Source organism: uncultured Megasphaera sp., from assembly GCF_900539295.1.
Taxonomy (GTDB): Bacteria; Bacillota; Negativicutes; order Veillonellales; family Megasphaeraceae; genus Megasphaera.
This window is the reverse complement of the sequence record NZ_UQBH01000022.1, coordinates 1-21323: the sequence shown is the minus strand read 5'-3', so window position 1 is coordinate 21323 and position 21323 is coordinate 1. Positions and strand designations below refer to the sequence as shown.

General features: G+C 50.2%; 21 protein-coding genes. 16 read left to right on the top strand and 5 right to left on the bottom strand.

Going from position 1 to position 21323, the window contains the following annotated elements; all coding sequences use genetic code 11:
* Positions 1 to 6: 6 nt before the first annotated feature.
* On the top strand, positions 7 to 1284 hold the full coding sequence (rpoN, locus tag QZQ46_RS07915) for an RNA polymerase factor sigma-54 (protein ID WP_296828637.1): 1278 nt from the start codon (positions 7 to 9) through the stop codon (positions 1282 to 1284).
* Positions 1285 to 1289: 5 nt separating this feature from the next.
* Here the strand turns inward: rpoN and QZQ46_RS07910 are convergent, their stop codons facing one another.
* A complete protein-coding gene (locus tag QZQ46_RS07910; protein ID WP_296828635.1) occupies positions 1290 to 3170 on the bottom strand; it encodes a sigma-54-dependent Fis family transcriptional regulator in 1881 nt (626 codons plus the stop codon).
* Positions 3171 to 3403: 233 nt separating this feature from the next.
* Here QZQ46_RS07910 and iorA point away from each other — a divergent pair, with 233 nt between their 5' ends.
* The 9 genes from iorA (at position 3404) to QZQ46_RS07865 (ending at position 12333) form a co-directional block, all read left to right on the top strand.
* Positions 3404 to 5185, top strand: a complete 1782-nt coding sequence (gene iorA / locus QZQ46_RS07905) for an indolepyruvate ferredoxin oxidoreductase subunit alpha (protein WP_296828633.1) — start codon at positions 3404 to 3406, stop codon at positions 5183 to 5185.
* A 1-nt stretch (position 5186) separates the two neighbouring features.
* On the top strand, positions 5187 to 5762 hold the full coding sequence (locus QZQ46_RS07900; RefSeq protein ID WP_296828631.1) for an indolepyruvate oxidoreductase subunit beta: 576 nt from the start codon (positions 5187 to 5189) through the stop codon (positions 5760 to 5762).
* A 79-nt stretch (positions 5763 to 5841) separates the two neighbouring features.
* Complete coding sequence (locus QZQ46_RS07895; protein ID WP_308566069.1) at positions 5842 to 7191, top strand: hypothetical protein; 1350 nt, start codon at positions 5842 to 5844, stop codon at positions 7189 to 7191.
* Positions 7192 to 7219: 28 nt separating this feature from the next.
* Positions 7220 to 8416 carry a pyridoxal phosphate-dependent aminotransferase gene (locus QZQ46_RS07890; RefSeq protein WP_296828629.1) on the top strand — a complete coding sequence of 399 codons (1197 nt, stop codon included), beginning with the start codon at positions 7220 to 7222 and terminating at the stop codon, positions 8414 to 8416.
* Positions 8417 to 8422: 6 nt separating this feature from the next.
* Positions 8423 to 9760: an acetyl-CoA hydrolase/transferase family protein gene (locus QZQ46_RS07885; RefSeq protein ID WP_296828626.1), complete on the top strand. Its 1338-nt coding sequence runs from the start codon at positions 8423 to 8425 to the stop codon at positions 9758 to 9760.
* Positions 9761 to 9953: 193 nt separating this feature from the next.
* On the top strand, positions 9954 to 10439 hold the full coding sequence (locus tag QZQ46_RS07880) for a hypothetical protein (RefSeq protein ID WP_296828624.1): 486 nt from the start codon (positions 9954 to 9956) through the stop codon (positions 10437 to 10439).
* A gap of 197 nt (positions 10440 to 10636) precedes the next feature.
* A complete protein-coding gene (locus QZQ46_RS07875) occupies positions 10637 to 11122 on the top strand; it encodes a chitin-binding domain-containing protein (protein WP_296815321.1) in 486 nt (161 codons plus the stop codon).
* A gap of 39 nt (positions 11123 to 11161) precedes the next feature.
* Positions 11162 to 11647, top strand: a complete 486-nt coding sequence (locus QZQ46_RS07870) for a hypothetical protein (protein WP_296828621.1) — start codon at positions 11162 to 11164, stop codon at positions 11645 to 11647.
* Positions 11648 to 11976: 329 nt separating this feature from the next.
* Entirely contained in the window at positions 11977 to 12333 is a 357-nt protein-coding gene (locus QZQ46_RS07865) for a hypothetical protein (protein WP_296828619.1), read from the top strand.
* A gap of 157 nt (positions 12334 to 12490) precedes the next feature.
* Here QZQ46_RS07865 and QZQ46_RS07860 read toward each other — a convergent pair whose 3' ends face one another.
* Positions 12491 to 13405: a DMT family transporter gene (locus tag QZQ46_RS07860; protein WP_296828617.1), complete on the bottom strand. Its 915-nt coding sequence runs from the start codon at positions 13403 to 13405 to the stop codon at positions 12491 to 12493.
* Between the two features lie 235 nt (positions 13406 to 13640).
* Here QZQ46_RS07860 and QZQ46_RS07855 point away from each other — a divergent pair, with 235 nt between their 5' ends.
* The 3 genes from QZQ46_RS07855 (at position 13641) to QZQ46_RS07845 (ending at position 15938) form a co-directional block, all read left to right on the top strand.
* Complete coding sequence (locus QZQ46_RS07855; protein ID WP_296828615.1) at positions 13641 to 14150, top strand: cyclophilin-like fold protein; 510 nt, start codon at positions 13641 to 13643, stop codon at positions 14148 to 14150.
* A gap of 45 nt (positions 14151 to 14195) precedes the next feature.
* Positions 14196 to 14411, top strand: a complete 216-nt coding sequence (tatA, locus tag QZQ46_RS07850; RefSeq protein WP_292280021.1) for a twin-arginine translocase TatA/TatE family subunit — start codon at positions 14196 to 14198, stop codon at positions 14409 to 14411.
* Between the two features lie 180 nt (positions 14412 to 14591).
* Complete coding sequence (locus tag QZQ46_RS07845; RefSeq protein ID WP_065360345.1) at positions 14592 to 15938, top strand: acetyl-CoA hydrolase/transferase family protein; 1347 nt, start codon at positions 14592 to 14594, stop codon at positions 15936 to 15938.
* A gap of 162 nt (positions 15939 to 16100) precedes the next feature.
* Here QZQ46_RS07845 and QZQ46_RS07840 read toward each other — a convergent pair whose 3' ends face one another.
* On the bottom strand, positions 16101 to 16493 hold the full coding sequence (locus QZQ46_RS07840) for a TIGR04076 family protein (protein WP_296828612.1): 393 nt from the start codon (positions 16491 to 16493) through the stop codon (positions 16101 to 16103).
* Positions 16494 to 16550: 57 nt separating this feature from the next.
* Here QZQ46_RS07840 and QZQ46_RS07835 point away from each other — a divergent pair, with 57 nt between their 5' ends.
* Together QZQ46_RS07835 and rarD are read left to right on the top strand one after the other, a co-directional pair.
* Complete coding sequence (locus QZQ46_RS07835; RefSeq protein WP_296828610.1) at positions 16551 to 17237, top strand: Crp/Fnr family transcriptional regulator; 687 nt, start codon at positions 16551 to 16553, stop codon at positions 17235 to 17237.
* 174 nt (positions 17238 to 17411) lie between these two features.
* Positions 17412 to 18299, top strand: a complete 888-nt coding sequence (gene rarD / locus QZQ46_RS07830) for an EamA family transporter RarD (protein WP_292280014.1) — start codon at positions 17412 to 17414, stop codon at positions 18297 to 18299.
* Between the two features lie 77 nt (positions 18300 to 18376).
* Here rarD and QZQ46_RS07825 read toward each other — a convergent pair whose 3' ends face one another.
* Positions 18377 to 18907 (bottom strand): phenolic acid decarboxylase, encoded by a 531-nt coding sequence (locus tag QZQ46_RS07825; protein ID WP_296828608.1) that lies wholly within the window; start codon positions 18905 to 18907, stop codon positions 18377 to 18379.
* A 183-nt stretch (positions 18908 to 19090) separates the two neighbouring features.
* Between QZQ46_RS07825 and QZQ46_RS07820 the strand changes: the two genes are divergently transcribed.
* Positions 19091 to 19642 (top strand): PadR family transcriptional regulator, encoded by a 552-nt coding sequence (locus tag QZQ46_RS07820; protein WP_296828606.1) that lies wholly within the window; start codon positions 19091 to 19093, stop codon positions 19640 to 19642.
* Between the two features lie 116 nt (positions 19643 to 19758).
* Here the strand turns inward: QZQ46_RS07820 and QZQ46_RS07815 are convergent, their stop codons facing one another.
* Positions 19759 to 21126 carry an aminopeptidase gene (locus QZQ46_RS07815; RefSeq protein WP_296828604.1) on the bottom strand — a complete coding sequence of 456 codons (1368 nt, stop codon included), beginning with the start codon at positions 21124 to 21126 and terminating at the stop codon, positions 19759 to 19761.
* Positions 21127 to 21323 lie beyond the last annotated feature (197 nt).

Sequence of the window (21323 nt, the reverse complement as noted above, 5' to 3'; positions counted from 1 at the left end):
GTATGTATGGCAAACTTATCGCTTAAGCTTGAACAAAAAACGAAATTGATGCAGGTCCAGCGCCTGACGATTCAGCTTTTGGCCCTCCACGGTCAGGAGTTGATGGACTTTCTACAGGAACAGGTAACGGATAATCCACTACTCGACATCCGCTACCATGACGTCCGCGGTGCCGGTGATAAAAACGAAAAGCCGATCGACAATATTAAAAGCCGCAGTGCGTCCCTCGAATCGCAGCTCATGGCTCAGCTCCGCGTCGTGTCCGTGCCGCGGCCGATTCTCTTGGCGGCGGGCCTGGTCATCGGTTCTCTCGACGAGAAAGGCTTTTTCCAAGGCGACTTGTCGTCCTTAGGCGACGGCTACGGCCTTTCGGAAGAAGACTTAGAAAAAGGCCTGGAACTCGTCCAGACCTTTGATCCGCCGGGCATCGGAGCCCGAAATATTTGTGAAGCCCTGCTTATCCAGACGCGGCGCCGCAGCGACGGGCCGCCCAAGACAGAAGAATTCCTGACCCGGCACTATGACGATTTCCTGCGGGGGAAGTGGTCGAAAATCCAGCAGGGGTTGGAGTTATCGGATAAGGATTTGCGCGACATTCGGGATTTTTTGAAGACTTTGTCCCTTCAGCCGGCCGGCCAGATCGAGCAGGATGAAGTCTACATTCGCCCTGACGTCGAAATCTATCTTGACGAGGGCGGAACATTGGCTTTCCGCTGGCTGGAAGAGCTTCCCGACGTCTATTTTCGCGATGATTTATACGCCGAGTATGGAGCCCAGAAAGATAAGAAAACCCTGGCTTATATCCGCAAAGCACGGAGAGCTTTTAACGATTTGGCGTCGGCTTTGGCCTATCGCCGCTTGTCCATTGAACAGGTTATGACCTGTCTCTTGACCCGTCAGGAAGGCTATTTTCTCCACGGTCAGCCCTTGGAGCCGCTGCGCCAAAAGGACATTGCCGAGGAAACGGGCCTCAGTACGGCGACGGTAAGCCGCGTCTGCCGCAACCGGTACGCCTTGTTTGACGGTAAGGTATACGGGCTGCAGTCCTTTTTAGCTACGGCTTACAGCCGTCAGCGCGAGGACGAGGACTTTGTTTCCGATAAGGCCATCATGAAGAAAATTCAGGCGCTTATCGCAAACGAGGACAAGGAGCATCCTTATTCGGATCAAGACGTGGCCGACTATTTTTCGGCCATCCATATTACCATAGCCCGGCGGACGATTACCAAGTTCCGGCAAAAATTAAATATTCCCAACAGCAATATCCGGCGCCGATGCCGATGAGGCCCTTACGGCCGCATCTTATTGAAGATGGTCTGCCGCGATACGTTGAGCAGTTTGGCTATATCCTTTTGGCTATAGCCTTTTTCTTGAAGCTCTTCGATGAGGATTTGCTGGATGGTCACTTCTAACTGCTTCATGTTGAGGGTAAGAGACGCCGTGTCGAGGAGGGCGTCTTTTTTATTTTGGTCGGCAATGTCGAAGAGGGCATCGTAGGACTTATCCAAGGTGTCGCCAAAGATGAAGTAGCGCAGGGCGACGCTGTGGAGCTCGCGGATGTTGCCCCACCAGTTGTGCTGGACGAGGACTTTTTTTAAGGACGGACTGAGGTGGCATTTTTGATGGCTTAATGTTTCGACGAAGTGGGTGAATAAGTAGAGGATGTCGTCAGGCCGATCGTTTAACGGCGGCAGATTCAGCCGCAGGGTGTTGATGCGGAAGTATAAGTCGCGGCGGAATTCGCCGGCTTCGACTGAGGCGATGAGGTCGGCGTTACCGGCCGAGATGATGCGGATGTCGAGGGGGATGACGTAGTCCGAGCCGAGGCGCATGACCTGTTTTGTCTCCAAGACGCGCAGCAGTTTCGATTGGATGCTGGGGGCCATGCTGTTGATTTCGTCAAGGAAAATCGTTCCCTTGTGGGCCATTTCAAAGAGGCCGGCCTTGCCTTCTTTGCGGGCGCCCGTGAAGGAGCCGCTGACGTAGCCGAAGAGTTCGCTTTCGAGGAGGTCTGTCGTCAGGGCGGCGCAGTTGATGGCCACGAAGGGCCCGTTGCGGCGGTCGCTGGCATTGTGGATGCTTTGGGCGAAGAGTTCTTTACCCGTGCCGCTTTCGCCTTGAATCAGGATGGGGGCGTTGTATTCTGCCATAATGGCGGCTCTCTGAATGACTTTTTTCATGTTGTCGTCAACGGTCTTGATGTCGTCGAAGTGATGTCTGGCCGTCATGCCGGTTTTGGTCAGCTTATAGCGGATATTTTTTTCCAGTCGCTGCAGCTCTGTGACGTCGCGGAGGGTCATGATGTAGTGGGAGCTGCTGTCCATGAGAAAGAAGTCGGAGTTGGCGATGAGGGTGTACGGCGGACGGCGGATGATCGTTTCGTGGAAGGACGGTTTGTTTCCTTCGACCCAGTCGGGGAAGATATCGCGGATATTTTTCGTCGTCGCCGATACGCCCAGAAAGTCGGCAGCCCTTTTGTTGAGATGGGAAATGGAGCCGCCTGTGGAATAGAGGATGATGCCGTCGGTGACGTGGGATAAGATGGACGACATCATGGACAGCTGCTGATTGTCCTTTTCTTTGAATGACAGCAGTTCTTGGGCGTAGAGCAGAACCGACAGCATCGTCGATTCGCTGGGCTTGATGGAATAAATCGGCATCTGGCTGGGATTGGCGATTTGGGGCAGGAGGGGACAGCCGACGATGGCCGTGTCGGCCGTGACCGGTATCTGCCGCACCCGTTCGAGGAGTTCCAAGTGAGTCTTATCGAGGCTGTATCGGGGATAAAATACGATTTTCTCCGCCAATTCCGGCGGACAGGCTTCCCTGTTGAACATGAAGTTTTCATTGAGCAGCAAGTGAATTTTTTTGTAATTCGGGGCAATGGCCCGCAGGGCATAGAGGGCGTCGTTCGTCGAGCTGTACAGACAGAGGATGGGAATGGTGTCGATGGCCTTGGTCAGTATCTGGTGGGCGCCGCTGGTGGTGATGATGACCTTGGTTCCCTTTTCGACCAGGGCGTGGGCTTGGGCGACGAGGTTGGGAAAATCGATGATTTCTACGTCGATGATGAAGTGGTGTTGTTCTAATTTCTCCTTATATGTGTCTAAGATGGTGTGAACCATCTGCTGCATGGAAAGGTCGGAAATCAGAAAGGCAATTCTATCCATAAGTTTCTCCTTTTAATTTCATTAAAAATTACCGAAAAGTTCTCCTTCTATCATAAAAAAATATGAAGAGAATGTAAAGTATGTAACGAATTTTTTACACATCGGGAATATCAATTAGCTTATCAATATGAAAAAATGGCTTAAATTCGATAATGTCATAGTTGGCATGATTATTTCATATATATTATCGAACAGATAAATGAACTGATTCAACGAATGAGGAGGTATGAATTATGAAAAAATTATTGTCCGGTGACGAAGCGATCGCCAGAGGCTTATATGAAGCCGGCGTTTCCTTTGCTTCGGCTTATCCCGGTACGCCGAGTACGGAAATCTTGGAAAACGTCTCGACTTATGATGGCATGTACTCTGAATGGGCCCCGAATGAAAAAGTTGCTATGGAAGCGGCTATCGGTGCTTCGATGTCCGGTGTCCGCTCCTTCGCCGCCATGAAGATGGTTGGTGTCAACGTAGCGGCTGACCCGCTGTTTACGTTCTCCTACTTAGGCATGAACGGCGGTTTTGCCTTCGTATCGGCTGACGATCCGGGCATGCATTCGTCCCAGAATGAACAGGATAACCGTAATTATGCCAAATTCGCTAAAATCGCCATGTTTGAACCGTCGGACTCGCAGGAATGCATCGACATGACCAAAGAAGCATATCGTGTCAGTGAAAAGTACGGTGTTCCCATGATGATCCGCATGACGACCCGCGTCTGTCATTCGAAGAGCCTCGTTGAAGAAAGTGACTGTGTAGAGGTTCCTGCCGTTCCTTATAAGAAACAGCGCGAAAAGATGGATGCTGTACCGGCTATTTCCAAACAGCGCCGCTACGTCGTCGAAGAACGGGAACAGAAACTGAAAGAATACGCTGAAGAATGTCCCTTTAACGTCGTCGAAATGCACGATACGAAGATCGGCATCATCTCTGCCGGCTCGGCTTATATGTATGCCAAAGACGCTTTGGGCGACAAGGCTTCTTATTTGAAACTCGGCTTTACCTATCCCTTGCCGATGAAGAAAATCAAAGCCTTTGCCGATTCCGTCGATGAACTGTACGTCGTCGAAGAACTCGATCCCTTCATGGAAGAACAGATTCGTCAGGCCGGCATCCCCTGTCACGGCAAAGATGTCATCCCCAAGATCGACGAACTCAACCCCAATATCGTTGCCGAAGGTATTTTGAAAGAAAAGGCAGAAGGCTTCGACGTTCCCGATACCTTATTCGTACCCCGTCCGCCGGCTCTCTGTGCAGGCTGTCCGCACCGCGGCTTCTTCTACGAACTGGGCAAACGGAAAGATACGGTCATGATCGGCGATATCGGCTGTTATGCCTTAGGCGGCGCAGCACCCCTCAATGCGAAAGACCTGGCGGTCTGCATGGGCAGTGCTTTCTCCGTCGGCCACGGCTTCAGCCACGGCTTTGAACTGAGCGATCAGAAGAAACGCGTCGTCGGCTGCATGGGCGACTCGACCTTCTTCCATACGGGCATCAACTCCCTGACTGAAGTTGCCTACAACGGTTCCAATACGATCTGCGTCATCTTGGATAACCGCATCACCGGCATGACGGGTCATCAGGAAAATCCGGGCACGGGCTACAATATCAAAGGCGAACCGGCTACCCTCATCGACATCGAAACGGTCGTCAAAGCCTTGGGTATCAAGAACGTCCGCACGGTCAATCCGCTGGACCTCAAAGTCATGAAAGAAACCCTCGACTGGGCATATGCTATCGAAGACGAACCGTCGGTCATCATCACCAAGTGGCCTTGCGTCCTCAAAAAATTCTCTAAAGAAGATAAAGAAGAATTTGACCTCGATATGACGCCGTGTGCCGTCGATACGGAAGTCTGCATCGGCTGCAAGAAGTGCTTGTCGACAGGCTGCCCGGCTCTGCGCTTCGACAATGAAGCAAAGAAATCCGGTATTTCTGAAACGGACTGCGTCGGCTGTACGGTTTGCATGCAGGTCTGCCCGGTTCATGCTATTTACAAGAAGGGGGATAAATAATATGTCAGACGTAAAGAGCGTACTCTTCGTCGGTGTCGGCGGTCAGGGTACTATATTAGCCAGTAAGATTTTAACCATCGGCCTCATTGAAAACGGCTACGATGTAAAAATGTCCGAAGTACACGGCATGAGCCAGCGCGGCGGCAGCGTCAGCACGCAGGTCCGCTTCGGTGAAAAAGTCTATTCGCCCATCATCGGCGAAGGCTCGGCAGACATCCTCGTTTCTTTCGAAGAAATGGAAGCGGCCCGCTATGCCAAGTTCCTCAAAAAAGACGGAAAGATGGTCGTCAATAAGATGCAGATTCCGTCCCTGCCGATTCTGTCCGGTGCCTGTTCGTATCCGGAAGGAATCTTAGAAGAATTACAAAAACGCGTACCGATTACCATTGTCGACGCAACGAAGATTGCGACGGACCTCGGGAATCCAAAAAGCGCCAACGTCGTCCTCTTAGGGTCTCTTATCGGGTCCTTGGGACTGCATAATATCGATTGGAAGGCGATTATTGCCAAGGTAGTAAAACCTGCTTTTGTCGATATTAATTTAAAGGCTTTCGATGCCGGTATGGCCGCTGTATAATAGAGTGTGTGCTAGAGTAAAATGCCAGGCATGAAATGAAGTGCCTGGCATTTTTGGCACCCAAGGAGGAAGAAACACCATGCAACCTACGACAAAAGTACCAGAAGCAGCATCTCTTCGTTCGCGTTTATTCGGTCAATCCTATGAAATGTATGCACAGGCGGCGGGCATCACCGTCGACGAATGGAAAGAAGAAACAAAATTCAGCGGCATCGACCTCGGCTGGGTTATCCTGTGTGTCGGCATGTCTTTAGGGGCGGGAATCGTTTTTCTGCCCATCCAAGTCGGGTTATCCGGTTTACTTGTCTTTGCTCTCGTCGCCATCGTCGGTTATCCGATTGCCTATGCTCATCAAAAATTGTATTTGAATGTCTTGGCAGAAGCTCCTCAGTGTGAGGATTTTGCAGGTATCATTTCCGGTTATTTGGGAAAAAACTGGGGTTTCTTCCTGGGTGCTCTATACTTCGTCTTTACGACGATTCTCCTCTTCTTGTATTCTACAGCGTTGACGAATGACAGTTCGTCCTTCTTAATGACCTTCGGCGTTACGGAATCGCCCTTAGTCGATAATATGTTTTATGGCGTAGCCCTCATTTCCTTCTTGGTCCTCATCGCGTCCCAAGGGGAAAAGCTGCTCATGAAGATTTCGTCGGGCATGGTATTTACCAAAGCCCTGGTCATTGCGGCTCTCGGCATCATCATGATCTCCCACTGGGATTTGGCCAATGTCCTGATTCCGCCCGATGCCTGGTACGTCATTAAAAACTTTATCATCATGCTGCCCTTCATCGCCATGTCGATTGAATTCTTCGTAGCCCTCGGTCCGGTCGTCATTTATTTCCGCTCTAAAACGGATAATAAGGTCGTCGCCCATTATCGAGCCATGCGAGTTTATAACAGGGCGTACTTATTCTTAGTCGGGTTGGTCGTGTTTTACACTATTTCTTTTAATCTGGCTATCGATCATGACCAGGCTGTCGTCGCCTATACGGCTAATATTTCCGCCTTGGCTCTGGCTGCGCAGAACATGGACGGTGCCTTGATTAAGATCTTAAATTTGATTTTAAACATTTTCGCAGTGGTTACGGCTTTCTTTGCCATGTTCCTCAGCTTCCGCGATGCCTGCACGGGGATCGTCCTGAACTTGCTGAAGCGGTTCATGGATGCCGATGCCATTCCGAAAAAGGCGATTACTTATGCTACCAGCCTGTGCTGCATCATCCTCTGCTGGGGCGTCATCGTCCTCAATGTTCCCATCTTGAAATTCACCCCGATTTTAGGCGGTCTCATTGGGATCATCGCCTGTTTCCTGCCGACCTACTTGGTCATGAAGCTCGATATCTTTAAGAAATACCGCACGTGGCGGTTAGTTCCCATCGTGTTTATGGGGTTCATTCTCCTCATTTCCCCGCTCATTTCGTTATGGTAAACTTTCGTTGTATAAAGGAGTGACTCTTATGGCTTCCCAAGAAATGTACCGTTTAGGTTCTCAAAGTTCGGTCATCCGCGAACTCTTCGCTTATGGTCAGGAACAGAGTAAAATCGTCGGTAAAGATAAAGTGTTTGACTTCAGTATCGGCAATCCCACCGTTCCGGCTCCGTCCTGTATTAAAGAAGCAATTGAAGATATCCTCGCCACCCGCGAGTCGGCAGCGATTCACGGGTATACGGCAGCTTCCGGTGATCTCAGCGTCCGCCAAGGCTTGGCTGACTACATGAACCAGACCTATCAGGCCGGCGTCGAAGCTTCTCATTTCTATATGACCTGCGGCGCTGCAGCCTCCTTGACGGTTACCTTAAAGGCCCTCGTCGAAGGCCCGGACGATGAAGTTATCGTCATTGCGCCCTTCTTCCCGGAATACTCGGTATTTATCGCCAATGCCGGCGCTAAGGCCGTCGTCGTTCCGCCTGATACGGAACACTTCCAGATTCCTATGGAGGCCCTTGAAAAGGCGCTCACGCCGCATACGCGGGCTATCATCGTCAATTCCCCGAATAACCCGTCGGGCGTCGTCTATTCGAAAGAAACCTTTGAAAAACTCAGTGCCTTATTGACTAAGAAATCGGCAGACATCGGCCACGCCATCTACCTCATCGCCGATGAACCGTACCGCGAAATCATCTATGACGGACTCCCCATTTTATACGTCCCTCATATCTATCAAAATACTATCGTTTGCTATTCCTACAGTAAATCCTTAAGCCTTCCCGGCGAACGTATCGGCTACATCCTCGTTCCGCCCAGTGCTGAAAAAGCGGCTGAAGTCTATACAGCTGTCTGCGGTGCCGGCCGTTCCATGGGCTTCGTCTGCGCACCCCATCTCTTCCAGGATGTCATCTTAAAGTGCATGGGCCAGACGTCGGACATGAATGTCTATGATGAAAACCGTAAATTGTTATATAATGGACTCAAAGAAATGGGCTATGACTGCGTATATCCCAGCGGCGCTTTCTATCTCTTCGTCAAGTCGCCCGAGGCTGATGCCAAGGCTTTCTCCGACAAGGCTAAAGCTTTGAACCTCCTCATCGTACCGGCAGACAGCTTTGGCTGCCCGGGCTATGTACGGATTTCCTACTGTGTCGAAGCTGACATGATTAAGCGCTCCTTCCCGGCATTCCGGCAGCTCATCGCCCAATACCAAGAAAAGAGGTAAACAATTATGAACGTATACGACGAGTACAAAGCGAAATGCTGCAGTGCCGACCAGGCCGTCAAGCTGGTAAAAGACGGTGACTGGGTCGATTACAGCATGAGCTGTGCTTATCCGACGGCCCTCGACAAGGCCTTGGCCCGGCGCCGTGACGAATTACAGGACATCAAGGTGCGCAACGCCATTTCCTGTCATCCCGTCGCGATTTTGGAAGCCGATCCGGAAAACAAGACCTTTACGTACAATCTGTGGCACTGCTCCGGCGTCGACCGGCAGTATCTCGATGCCGGCCGGGCTTATCACGAACCGATGCTCTTCCGCGACTGCGGCTCCTATTACCGCCGGGGCTTTGCACCGGTCAACGTGGCCATGATTACCGTATCTCCCATGGATAAGCAGGGCAACTTCTCCTTTGGCCTCACCAACGGCTGTCAGCAGGAAATGCTCGACGCTGCCGAACACATCATCGTTGAAGTCAATCCTAAAATGCCGACCGTCTTCGGCATGGGCAACGATCACATCCACATCTCGAACGTCGACGCCGTCATCGAAAGCGATGAACCCGTCGGCCTTGCCCCGAACCGCGAACCGGCAGATATCGACAAGGAAATTGCCGGCAAAATCTTCCCCTATCTCCATGACGGCATTACCCTCCAGCTCGGTATCGGCGGCATGCCCAATGCCTTAGGCATCCTCATTGCCGAATCGGATTTGAAGGATCTCGGGATGCATACGGAACTCATGAGTGACGGCTATCTCAACCTCTATAAGGCCGGGAAGATCACCAATGATAAGAAACCCTTCCAGCGAGGGAAGGGCGTGTTCTCCATCTGCATGGGCTCGCAGGAACTGTACGACTTCCTGGATCACAACCAGGACATCCTGTCGGCACCGATGTACTACGTCAACAACCCGGAAACGATTCGCCAGCTCGACGATTTCATTTCCATCAACAGCTGCATTGCCGTCGACCTCTACGGTCAGGTCTGTTCCGAATCGGCCGGCACCCGCCATATCAGCGGCACGGGCGGACAGCTCGACTTCGTCACCGGCGCTTACGCTGCCGAACACGGCAAGGCCTTCCTGGCCATGCAGTCCAGCCGCGTCGACCGCAAGGGCAAACGCCATTCCAACATCCTGCCGAAGTTTACGGGCGGCGACATCATCACCACGCCGCGGACCCAGGCCCCGTACATCGTAACCGAATACGGTGTGGCCAATCTGTCCGGCCTGGCCACGTGGCAGCGGGCCGAAGCCTTGATTGACATCGCCCATCCGGAAGTGCGGGAAGAATTGATTCAAGCCGCTGAAGAACAGCGTATTTGGCGGAGAAGCAACAAACGATAAATCAGTGTAGCTTGCCTTGCAAGGGCATTTCTATAAGCGAAGAGTCTCTCATCATGCAGTGTGATGGGAGACTCTTTTTGTGGATATATTGGATTAAATTTGTTAAAAATTTGATATAAATAATGTTTAGTGGTACTATGCAGGTATAGCGAAACATGACTGAATCATCGACGTGAGAGGAGGCATTGGAATTATGTTCAAAAAACTGGCAGTCTTGGTCTTTACTTTTTCTGTCCTGTTGGGCGGCCTTTGTATGGCCGATAAGGCAGGCCCTCTTCCCGTGAGTGAAGCCTCCCTTGGAGGAATTACCTTAGGAAGCCCCATGAGTTACGTTAAAAGCATTTATGGGGCTCCGACGGAGCGGGGCTGGGTCCGGGCTCGTTTTACCAACGGGACGATTGCGAATCTCTATGGAAAGGGTTTTTACATCGTTGAATATCCCGATAAGCCTAAGGTATTAGAACTCTATGTAAATGCCCATAATGGGATTGCCACACCTATGGGGATCGCCGTGGGCGTTCCTAAATCGACCGTCGACAGACTGTATGGCAGCAGTACGTATTCGCAGGGCAAGTACTATTACTATACCCGGAATGCCATAGCCATTATGATCGTTTACGGAAACGATACCAATGGGGTCACGGTGGTTAAATCCATCAATATACAGTACCAGTCGTAACATGCTCAATCATGACTGCCTATGTCGTTGCCATGGGCAGTTTTTTTTGCGTCGCATCGGGGCGATGAAAACTTGTCGGAGAATTGTGTTTATAATTAAACTGCAGGTGTTGTAAACATATTGATAGAATTATTTTTTTATGATACGATTCATTTATATTGAGAAAGTAATCGATAACAGAGGAGGAATCTTTCATCATGTTTAAAAAAGTGGCAGTCATGGCATTTTCCCTTACTACCCTGCTGGCGAGCACCTGCTTGGCCGTTATGACCGGCCCCGTTCCGGACAGTGAAGCATCTCTCGGCGGCATCACCTTAGGAAGCCCCATGAGTTATGTGCGCAGCATTTACGGAGCTCCGACGGATCGAGTCCCGACCAAGGACTATATCCGGCAAGATGCTTTCAGCAACATCTACGGCAACAGCTTTTACGTCATCGAATATCCTAAAGACAGCAGTGTAGAAGAACTCTATGTGACGGCCAACAACGGCCTTGCCACGCCTATGGGAGTTACCGTCGGCATTCCCAAGTCGACCGTCGATAAACTGTACGGTGAAGGAAGTTTTGTACAGGGGTCCTATCGCTACCTGACGCAGGAAGGAAAAGTCATTCAAATCAAATACGTAGACGACGCCAATGATGTCGCTGTCATTAAATCGATCTATATTCGCTATTCGGCGTAACTCACGAAGGAACGGATAATCGAGGAGGGATTTTGTATTATGTTTAAAAAAATAGCCGTTATGATTTTTACCCTTTCCATGCTGGCCGTCGGCAGCTGTTTCGCCGCGATGGTCGGCAATGTTCCCGACAGTGAAGCCTCACTGGGCGGTATCACCCTGGGGAATAAGATGAGTTATGTCCGCAGTATTTATGGCGAACCGACGGAACAGCATCGGACGAAGACCGTATTAAATGAAAATGGGATAGCCTACCGCTATGGGCAGGGCTTTTTCATCCTCGAAAATCTCTATAATTATTCCATCGAGGAAATTGTGACCACTGCCAATAACGGAATTTCGACGCCTCGAGGCGTTACCGTAGGCATTCCCAAGGCTACCGTCGATTCCTTATATGGTGAAGGGTACCTTTGGCAGGGCGTTTATCGATACCTGACGGACCAGGGGAAACGCATTGAAATTCAATATGGACCCGATGCCAAGGGGATAACGATCGTCAAAGCCATCCGTATATCCTATCCGGCATAGATTTTTTAGGACTATCGCTGCCTGTGTCTGATGATACAGGCAGCTTTTTTCGTTGAATTGGCAGCGACGCCGTATGTAATGGCAGAAGATGTTCGGGCCCGTTGTTATCATGTTGTGCAATATTGATGTAAATCTCCGGTTTGTGATACTATGAATGTGTATTGATAGAACGAATTATGATAGCGGAGGGAGTTGGTATTATGTTGAAAAAAATAGTCGTTATGGCCTTTGCCCTTTTCACGATGGTGGCGGGCAGCTGTTTTGCCGCGATGGTAGGGGAGGTTCCTGCCGGTGAAGCCTCACTGGGCGGTATAACTTTGGGAAGTCCTATGAGTTATGTCTGCAGTGTTTATGGTGAACCGACAGAGACTGCCTGGGGCAAGGACCGTCTCAACCAAGATGCCAAGTCATACCGCTATGGTAAGGGATTTTTTGTGCTCGAGAGGCTCTATGACAATACCGTCGAAGAACTGATGACCAGTGCCAATAATGGGATTGCAACGCCCATGGGGATTACCGTAGGCGTTCCCAAGTCTACCGTTGATGCATTGTATAGCGGAGGGCGGTCCGGAAATGGCTATACCAGCTATCTGACGCAGCATGGGGCCTTGATTAAAATCACCTATGGCCGTGATGCTAATGGAGTTCTGGTAGTTACGTCCATAACTATGAGATTCCCTGAGTAAGATGTTAGTAGAATGCGTACTGCCTGTGTCTGATGACATGGGCAGTTTTTTTTTCGATTGAAAAAATTTTGTTGGCAGGCAAAAATAAGACCGCTCGACTGTCGGTGAAAGGTTGACAGTCGAGCGGTCTGGTCGTATTTTTTAGGATTTGCAGGTTTTATTTTCCGAATAAACGGGACGGCAGGGGAACTTGGGCCAAGATGACGGCTGCAAAGACGAGGACGCAGCCGAGAATTTCTTTTCCGGTCATGACTTCGCCTAAGATGAGCCAGCCGGCCAAGACGGCGAAGACGGCTTCTAAACTCAAGATAAGCGTGGCTGTCGTCGGTTCGGTGTATTTCTGCCCGACGATTTGAAGGGTGTAGGCGACGCCGCTCGAGAGTCCGCCGGCGTAGAGTATCGGCCATTTTGCATCCCAAAGGGTCGATACGGTCGGACTTTCAAAGAGGACCGTTAAGGCTGCCGAAAAGAGGAAGGCTATGGCGAACTGGACCCAGGACATTTTGATGCTGTGAGCTTTTTTGAGGAGAAAATGATCGATGACCAAGATATGCAGGGCAAAGAAGATGGCGCAGCAGAAGACGAGAAAGTCGCCGAAGGAGATTTCAAAATCACCGGTGATGCACAGAAAATAGAAGCCGGTCATGGCCAGGACGACGCAGAAGACGATGATTCGCGAGACTTTTCGGCCGATGAAGAATCCCATGAGGGGAACCAGAACGATGTAGATGGCTGTAATGAAGCCGGCCTTTCCGGCCGTCGTCATGGAGATGCCGACCTGCTGCAAGGTATCGGCGATGCCCAAGGTAAGACCGCACCAGGCGCCGCCCGTGAGGGTAACGGCATCGGGCTTCAGCTGCTGCCATATGGGCGGGTATGTGCCGTTATCTCTCTTATCGGTAAATAAAAGGATGACCGGCATGAGGACGATGATGGCGATGACGTCGCGGGCGGCACTGAAGGTAAAGGGGCCGATGTAGTCCATGCCGATGCTTTGGGCGACAAAGGCCGAACCCCAGATGAGGGCCGTAATCAGGAGAAAAATCGTGCCCTTGGCTTCTGAATGATACATTTTGATAAATCCTTTCATGAAATATGGAAAAAACAATAGTACTATATTATAATAATATTAGAAAAAAGTAAATAAAAAAACTTGACTTCGTGTTGACTCCAAGGTGTATCCTCTAGATACGTTAAAGGAGCGACGGCAAGATTGTTTTTAAAACAGACGATTTCGCAGCCGCACAGATACAGTGTTGAAAGGCCTTTGTATGGCCATACAGCTTTTAAGGAAGGTAGTGAGGGTGATGAGACTGACGAGAAAACGGATGAGTCTGGCTGTACTCGGTGTGGCAGTCGGTGTTTTTTTATTCTTTTTGACGGGGTATATGAACTGCCTGCAGGCAAGTTTGCAGGGGTCCCAGGGTAATAGTGCCTTTATTTTTGGGGGTGCTGGCCCTTATGCCGCCAAGACGCGGCTTTCTTTTGAAGGCGGCCATGCCGTTCTTGGTCTATACGATACCCCGGCGGCTTTGGAATTGTCTGAACGACAGCCGCTGGTCGTGCCGCTCCAGCACAAAGACGGTCGAATCGTCTTGCCGGATATGCCGCCTGTCGTCTTGTCTGATGCGGATAAAACGGAAATGACGCCTAAAATCGGCGATATTGCCTTTGATACGACGACGCAGGAATTGGTTATTTTCTGCCAGCCGGAAGATACGGTGTCGACGCTGATTCCCGTCGGACGCGTCCTTGGCGGTATGAATTATTTGCTGCAGACAGACGGCGAATTTGCCGGTTACCTCATGAGTGAATAAGGGCCTGTTTCATATTTTATTCATCGATTGCTTAGGAGGAAGAACATGTTCGGTTTAGGAGCGCCGGAATTACTGCTGATTTTAGTCATTGCCCTCATCGTCTTCGGACCGGGGAAACTGCCGACCATCGGCAGTGCACTGGGAAAGAGTTTGAGGGAGTTCAAGGATGCCGTCAACTCGGCCGAAACGGATGATGAAAAATCCGTTGATGAAGAAAAGAAAGAACAAAATAACGATACAGAATCAGACCGGAAAGCATAGCCCTTTATGAGCTGTGCTTTTTCGTTTACTGCAAGGAACTCTTTTGGCTATTGCATAAAAAGACTGCCTCTTGTAATATTTTTCACAAAATATGATTGCAGTTAAAGCCCGAAAGCCTTATACTATATATAAGGTTATCTCATACTACTATTGCAAAGTCATGAAGGAGGAGTCTTTATAATGTACAAGCTTTCACAAGTTCCAGAAGAGTATAAGAAGAAACTGATTACTGCTGAACAGGCAGCGGCCCTCGTACGAGACGGCGAACGCGTTTCTTATGGTCTCGGCTGCTCGGCCCCGTATGATATCGATATCGAAATCGGTAAACGGGCAAAAGAATTGCACGGCGTCGAAATCGTCGCTTCGACCATTGTCAAAGACGAACCGTATGCGGCATATTTAAACAGTGACTCTAACGATCAAATCCGCTTCGCTACGGGCCATATGAACGGCTTTGAACGTAAGATGTGCAAGGACGGCCGCTGCTGGTTCCTGCCGATCTTGTTTAACGAATTGCCGAAGTACTGGCAGCATATCGATAAATTGATCATCCAGGTTCATCCCATGGATAAATGGGGCAACTTCAACATCGGGCCTCAGGCTGCTGACCTTCGCGGCCTCATTCGCGCAGCTAAGACGATCATCCTCGAAGTCAATCAGAATATGCCGAAGGCATTGGGCTATGAAACGGAATTGAACCTCTGCGACGTCGACTATGTCGTCGAAGGCTCGAACCATCAGATGCCGCAGATTCCCAATCGCCCGGGCACGGAACTTGATGATAAGATTGCCGACCACATCATTCCCCTTATCGAAGACGGCAGTACGCTGCAGCTCGGCATCGGCGGCATTCCGTCGGCTGTCGGTAAGAAGCTGGCTGAATCGGACGTCAAAGATTTGAGCGGTCATACGGAAATGCTCGTCGACTCCTATGTTGACCTCTATGAAGCCGGTAAGATTACGGGCAAGAAGAACCGCGACAAAGGCAAAATCATGTACGCTTTCGCCGGCGGTACGCAGCGCCTCTATGATTTCATCGATGATAACCAGATCGTCTTCAACGCACCGGTAAGCTACATCAACAACATCGGCGTCGTTGCCAGCATCGATAAATTTATCTCCATCAACGGCTGCATCGACCTCGACCTCTACGGCCAGGTCAACGCTGAAACAGCAGGCTACCAGCAGATCAGCGGTACCGGCGGCCAGCTCGACTTTGCACAGGGCGCTTTCGCTTCGGAAGGCGGCAAGAGCTTCATCTGCGTCCATTCGACGCGTAAATTTAAAGACGGTCACGTTGAATCCCTGATTAAACCGACCCTGCCGCAGGGGACGGTCATTACGACGCCGCGCTCGGCTGTTCACTACATCGTAACCGAATACGGTACGGCCCTCTTAAAAGGCAAATCGACGTGGGAACGCGCTGAAGCCCTGATTAACGTCGCTCATCCGGACTTCCGCGAAGACCTGATCAAACAGGCTGAAAAGATGGGTATCTGGACACAGACCAGTAAAGTTACTATGTAAGACAAGGCTTGTCAGCTGAAGGTTGACAATGCTGCATATACGTTTAAAAGCCGGTCACACCTGATGGTGGACCGGCTTTTTGTCTGTAAACGAGTCGAGTCTTGACGCGTTTACCTCTATGAACCTGTCAGTTACTGCTTTTTGGTGAGGGCGTACTGCTGTTTACTCTTCGTCAATCCGTTCAATCTTAAAGATGACCGGTCGCGTGCCGTCGCTGCAGCAGGTAATCATGGTGTTTTCTTCTTTCATCCATCCCTTCATGATCGATCCGCCCTGAAGGCCGGCGTAGATATAGCGGGAGATGGCGTCCCAGGCTTCGGAGCAGTGAGGAATCTTCGGGCCGCCGGCCGTCGTGTCCCGGTCACCGTGGGAGGTTACCAGCGTATCGAGGCCCATGTGCCAGAAGGAATCCCTTTCTTCATTCCGTTCGAAGATGTACTCGTCGCCGACATGGTAGCAGGGACAGGCACCGGAATTGGGATCGGCACAGTACTGCTGCTGGAGTTCGGGATATAATTTTTTGTCGAGAATGGTGACCTTTACTTTGTGCTTCATGATACGTCTCCTTTTCTGATACAATAAGTATAATTGATTGATTAGCGAGGTGAGAGCATGGCTATCATGCCGAAGTATATTTTTGCCGATGACTTCCGCGACTTGGAGGAATATTTTCTTTCCTGCCCTCATCGGGACGTTTCTTTTGAGACCGGCGACTATCTGTGGAAGCCTGGCGAGCCCTACGGACGCATCCATTATTTGAAAAGCGGCGTCGTCCAAAATTATTTGGAACATGAAATGGGCTATCGGAAAATACTTTCTTTCCACGCCGGCGGGACTGTCTTTCCGGGCTTTCATTACCGGCAGTATAAGATTGAAGAGTCCCTCTTAAGTCGGGCTTTGACGCCGGTACGGGCCATGGAGTTTACATCGCCTCAATTCGAGGCCATGTTTCAAGAGAGCGAAGCTCTTCGGCGCCATGTCATCGACTGGTACAGTGCCTATGTCAATCTCTTGATTTACGACGGCGCCCACCAGGAGTTTAACAGTTCCCTTGTGAAACTGTGCAATCTCCTCTATCTGCTCCTCCTGCGGGAGAGGAACCAAGAGGGGAAAAGCCTGTATAATCTGACCCAGGAGGCCTTGGCCGATATCCTCGGCGTCAGCCTAATCAATGTGACCCGGAATTTGACCAAACTCCGTAAGGCCGGCATCATCGCGACCAGCCGTAAACAGATCACTGTCATCGACGCCGAACGCCTTATGGCTCTCTGTTCCGGCGAGACACTGTCCCTTTCTTGAAAAGCGACGGAGAATACATGAACTCTAGTGAAATTATAAAGTTTGGCAAATTTCTTTTCTACGTCAAATGACGCAGGCGAAAAAAGTTATATAGATGAAGAATGCAGTTGACAAATCTTGTCTCCTGAGAGCAAGATAATTGTATACTCATATTTGTCAGGGAGAAGGTGTGCCATGAACGGAACGAAAATCTATTATGTTTACTTTATCCTCAGTCAGGTCATTTGGGGCGTACTGCCGGCTTTTTGGCTGCTTTTGCGTCAGCTGCCGCCGCTGTACACCTTGTCATCTCGGATTATTTGGGCTTCTGTCTTTTGTTTTTTCTTGATTCTCCAAAAACATCTCCTGCCGGGCCTGAAGGGCGTTGCCAAGGAGCGCTGGCAGTGGCCTTATATTGCCGGGGCCTGCATCTTTATTACTCTTAATTGGGGCTCTTATATTTACGCGACGACTCGGGGCTTTATTCTGCAAGCAAGTCTGGCCTATTTTATCAATCCTATCGTCGTCGTCTTTTTTGGAGGCCTGATTTTTCGGGAAAAACTGCGTCCTATCCAGAAACTTTCCGTTTTTGTGGCCGGTCTCGGCCTGGCCCTGGCATTTTTCATCTACGGCGTCGTTCCCTGGCTATCCTTCATTATTTGCCTGACCTGGGCGACGTACAGCATGATTAAGAAGAAGGTCGTCCTCGACAGTCAGGTATCGGTCTTTATCGAATCCTTTTCTATGGTTCCCCTGGCCTTGGCTTTTATTATCTTCAGCGAAGTCAATGGTGTCGGTGCGGCAGGCACCTTCAGCGGTTGGCAGTGGCTGCTCCTGCCGGCGACGGGAGTCGTTACGGCCGTTCCGATGATGCTCTTTTCAGCCGGCGTCAAGGGGATTCCCATGACGACAGGCGGTATCTTAATGTACTTTTCACCGAGCATTACCTTGATTATCGGCGTCTTGTCCGGCGAAGTCATTACCGAACCCTTGCTGTTGACCTTCTGCTTTGCCTGGGTGGCTGTGGCCCTTTACATGTACGGCATCTATCAGACCATCCATCGTCTTCGTCAAACGACGTAACAATATAAAAAAGAGGCTGTGCCGGAATGTGGGCTTTAATCCACATTCTATGCACAGTCTCTTTTGCATTCCGGGTATTATTTTTTGATGCGTTTATAGTCGCTGTCGAAATAGCGGCCGTTACGGATATCGTCGGTCATGCCCTTGTAAGGCGCTTCGGCAATGACGTCTTCGTTGTTTTGACCGGCTTTTCCCATGTAGGTAATGACGGCAAATTCCGGTACCAACAATTTCGGATAGGTGGCATACTTTTCTCTTGATTCATGCATGAGATCGAGATGCTCATTTTGGTAGCAGACGGTTATTTCCGGATGATCTTCTACCCATTTCGGGAAGAAGATGGTGCCGTGCATCTTCTTTTCATTGGGCATGAAATCGAGGGCGACATCGGTTCCGGTCGGCTCCGTCCACGTGACTTTAAACACGCCGTCCGTCAATTTAACGATATCGGCCGGTTGGTCCGTTACCCAACGGCCGGCTACCATGCCGCCGTGAATGCGGTAGTCGACGGTGTGGTCGTTTTTGGCATACCATTCGTACTCCCAGCCGTTATCGTAGGTGTAAATAAAATGAGTGCCTAAAAAATCGTCTAATTCTTTGAATTCCATGGTCATACCCTCCTGTATTTTGAATCCTATTCAATGAATGGATCAATGCATTTGAATACTAAAATTATAACATGTAAATAATTACATGTTAAGTTACACTTCGTATGTTATACTTAGTAATAGGAAAAGTCAAGGTTTAGTTTAACTAGTTTACATCATCAGCATTGAAAGAGGTGAATTGTCGTGGCTCAAAAGAATACCTTGCGATATGTCATTTTAGGGTTGTTGTCAAAGGAGCCAATGGCGGGCTATGACATAAAAAAGGCCTTTGAAGGCGAAATCGGTGATTTTTGGTACTCCAATCACAGCCAAATTTATCCGGAGCTCAGCCGGATGGAACAGGATGGCTTCATCATTGGTCATGAAGAAATTGTCGGCAGTAAGCTGACCAAGAAAAAATATACCATTACCCCTTCCGGGAAAGCCCAGGTTGATGAATGGCTGGCGGAATCGTTGAGTTCGCTGCCGCCGACGCGGGACGAGTTTGCCATGAAGGTATATTTTATGGATTCGTCAGAAGATCCGCTGCTGGTGTCGCTGTTTCAGGAAGAAATTTTGCGGCATGAAGAAAAACTGAATTATTTACAGTCCCGGTGGCAGGCGTTATTTTCCGAGGCCGGGTCGGAACAGGATCATTTCGGTCACGCCTTGATTTTAGAGCGGGCCATTCGCCGTGAAAAAGATCAGTTAGCCTGGCTCCATGAGGCCTATAAAAGGCTGCCGAGTAAAAAATAACATAAGGGCCGTAACAAAAGAGGTGCCTGAATGGCATAAAAATGCTCCCTACCGTCAGATTTTTTATCGCTGGCAGTAGGGAGCGTTCATTTTATATAGTTTTTTACGTTAGCCGCTTATTTGCTTTCAAAGAAGGCTTTATAGGCGAGATAACCGCTGTAGGCATCGGCCTTGGCCACGATTTCTAAGGGAGCGTGCATGCTGTGCATGGCAACGCCGCAGTCGACGACGTCGCAGCCCCAGTCGGCCATGATGTAGGCGATGGTTCCGCCGCCGCCTTGATCGACTTTACCGAGTTCGCCGACCTGCCAGGGCACTTCGTTTTCATTGAAGATGCTGCGGATCTTGGCCATGAATTCGGCGTTGGCATCATTGCTGCCGCCTTTTCCGCGGGCGCCGGTGTATTTGCACAGGCAGATACCGTAGCCTAATTGAGCCGAGTTTTGTTTTTCATAAGCGTCGGCAAAGACCGGGTCGAAGGCTGCCGATACGTCGGCCGACAAGACTTCACTGTTGCGCATGGTCCGGCGCAGCCAAATTTCTTCCGGATGGTTCTGGAGGGCCAGGAGTTCGGCAATGAAGTCCGGGAAGTACGAAGACTGGACGCCGGTATTGCCGACGGAGCCGATTTCTTCTTTATCGGCAAAGAGGGCGACCTGTGTCTTTTCGCCGGCCTTGGCATCGAGGATGGCGGCCAGGTTGGCATAGGAGCAGACACGGTCGTCGTGGCCGTGGGACATGATCATCGAGCGGTCGAGGCCGACGTCGCGGCTCTTGACGGCCGGGATGATTTCCAGTTCGGCACTGGTGAAGTCTTCTTCTTCGATGTCGTATTTTTCTTTTAAGAGGGTCAAGATGGCCGGTTTCGTCTTTTCTTCTTCCGTGTGAATGCCGACGAGGGGCATGAGCATTTCGCCGCTGATGGCTTCGCTCAGCTTCTTGGCTGCCTGATCCTTGCCGAGATGGGGCAGGAGATCGTTGATGAAGAGGACGGGATCGTCAGGATCTTCGCCGATGGATACGTCGATTCTCGTTCCGTCGGCTTTGTAGACGACGCCGATGAGGGAGAGGGGCATGCAGACCCATTGGTACTTCAGGACGCCGCCGTAGTAATGGGTCTTCAAATACACGATTTTGTCCTGTTCAATGACCGGAATGGCTTTGACGTCGAGGCGGGGGCAGTCGATGTGGGAGCCTACGATCTTGAGGCCTTCTGCAATGGGCGAGGAGCCGATGACGGCTAAGATGACCGATTTTCCCTTTTGGTCCCAATAGACTTTATCGCCGGCCTTGAGGCTGGTATAGTCGCTGAGGGGCTTGAAGCCGGCTTCCTTGGCTTGGCGGAGTATTTCCTTATTGGCCAGGCGTTCCGTCCGGGCCGTGTCGAGAAATTGACGGTATTGGTTGCTGTACGTTTCCATCTGGTAGCGCTGTTCGGCTGAAAAGCGGGACCAGGCACTGTTTTCTGTATCAAATGCTTTCATGAGTGATCCTCCTTTAAACATATTATTGTCTATTATACTCCAAATCAGTCCACTTTGTCGCGGGTATTGAAATCTTATCTCCGGATGCATATTATTCTTTAGGTTGATTGTATAATGAATTCGGACATATAAAAAGAGACACAAACGGAGATCTCTGTTATGATAGATTCACCACAAAACACCATTAGGAGGTCTCC

Excerpts from the sequence above, each read along its gene's own strand:
- rpoN (WP_296828637.1), top strand. The coding sequence starts at position 7 with ATGGCAAACTTATCGCTTAAGCTTGAACAAAAAACGAAATTGATGCAG.
- QZQ46_RS07910 (WP_296828635.1), bottom strand. The coding sequence starts at position 3,170 with ATGGATAGAATTGCCTTTCTGATTTCCGACCTTTCCATGCAGCAGATG.
- iorA (WP_296828633.1), top strand. The coding sequence starts at position 3,404 with ATGAAAAAATTATTGTCCGGTGACGAAGCGATCGCCAGAGGCTTATAT.
- QZQ46_RS07900 (WP_296828631.1), top strand. The coding sequence starts at position 5,187 with ATGTCAGACGTAAAGAGCGTACTCTTCGTCGGTGTCGGCGGTCAGGGT.
- QZQ46_RS07895 (WP_308566069.1), top strand. The coding sequence starts at position 5,842 with ATGCAACCTACGACAAAAGTACCAGAAGCAGCATCTCTTCGTTCGCGT.
- QZQ46_RS07890 (WP_296828629.1), top strand. The coding sequence starts at position 7,220 with ATGGCTTCCCAAGAAATGTACCGTTTAGGTTCTCAAAGTTCGGTCATC.
- QZQ46_RS07885 (WP_296828626.1), top strand. The coding sequence starts at position 8,423 with ATGAACGTATACGACGAGTACAAAGCGAAATGCTGCAGTGCCGACCAG.
- QZQ46_RS07880 (WP_296828624.1), top strand. The coding sequence starts at position 9,954 with ATGTTCAAAAAACTGGCAGTCTTGGTCTTTACTTTTTCTGTCCTGTTG.
- QZQ46_RS07875 (WP_296815321.1), top strand. The coding sequence starts at position 10,637 with ATGTTTAAAAAAGTGGCAGTCATGGCATTTTCCCTTACTACCCTGCTG.
- QZQ46_RS07870 (WP_296828621.1), top strand. The coding sequence starts at position 11,162 with ATGTTTAAAAAAATAGCCGTTATGATTTTTACCCTTTCCATGCTGGCC.
- QZQ46_RS07865 (WP_296828619.1), top strand. The coding sequence starts at position 11,977 with ATGAGTTATGTCTGCAGTGTTTATGGTGAACCGACAGAGACTGCCTGG.
- QZQ46_RS07860 (WP_296828617.1), bottom strand. The coding sequence starts at position 13,405 with ATGTATCATTCAGAAGCCAAGGGCACGATTTTTCTCCTGATTACGGCC.
- QZQ46_RS07855 (WP_296828615.1), top strand. The coding sequence starts at position 13,641 with ATGAGACTGACGAGAAAACGGATGAGTCTGGCTGTACTCGGTGTGGCA.
- tatA (WP_292280021.1), top strand. The coding sequence starts at position 14,196 with ATGTTCGGTTTAGGAGCGCCGGAATTACTGCTGATTTTAGTCATTGCC.
- QZQ46_RS07845 (WP_065360345.1), top strand. The coding sequence starts at position 14,592 with ATGTACAAGCTTTCACAAGTTCCAGAAGAGTATAAGAAGAAACTGATT.
- QZQ46_RS07840 (WP_296828612.1), bottom strand. The coding sequence starts at position 16,493 with ATGAAGCACAAAGTAAAGGTCACCATTCTCGACAAAAAATTATATCCC.
- QZQ46_RS07835 (WP_296828610.1), top strand. The coding sequence starts at position 16,551 with ATGGCTATCATGCCGAAGTATATTTTTGCCGATGACTTCCGCGACTTG.
- rarD (WP_292280014.1), top strand. The coding sequence starts at position 17,412 with ATGAACGGAACGAAAATCTATTATGTTTACTTTATCCTCAGTCAGGTC.
- QZQ46_RS07825 (WP_296828608.1), bottom strand. The coding sequence starts at position 18,907 with ATGGAATTCAAAGAATTAGACGATTTTTTAGGCACTCATTTTATTTAC.
- QZQ46_RS07815 (WP_296828604.1), bottom strand. The coding sequence starts at position 21,126 with ATGAAAGCATTTGATACAGAAAACAGTGCCTGGTCCCGCTTTTCAGCC.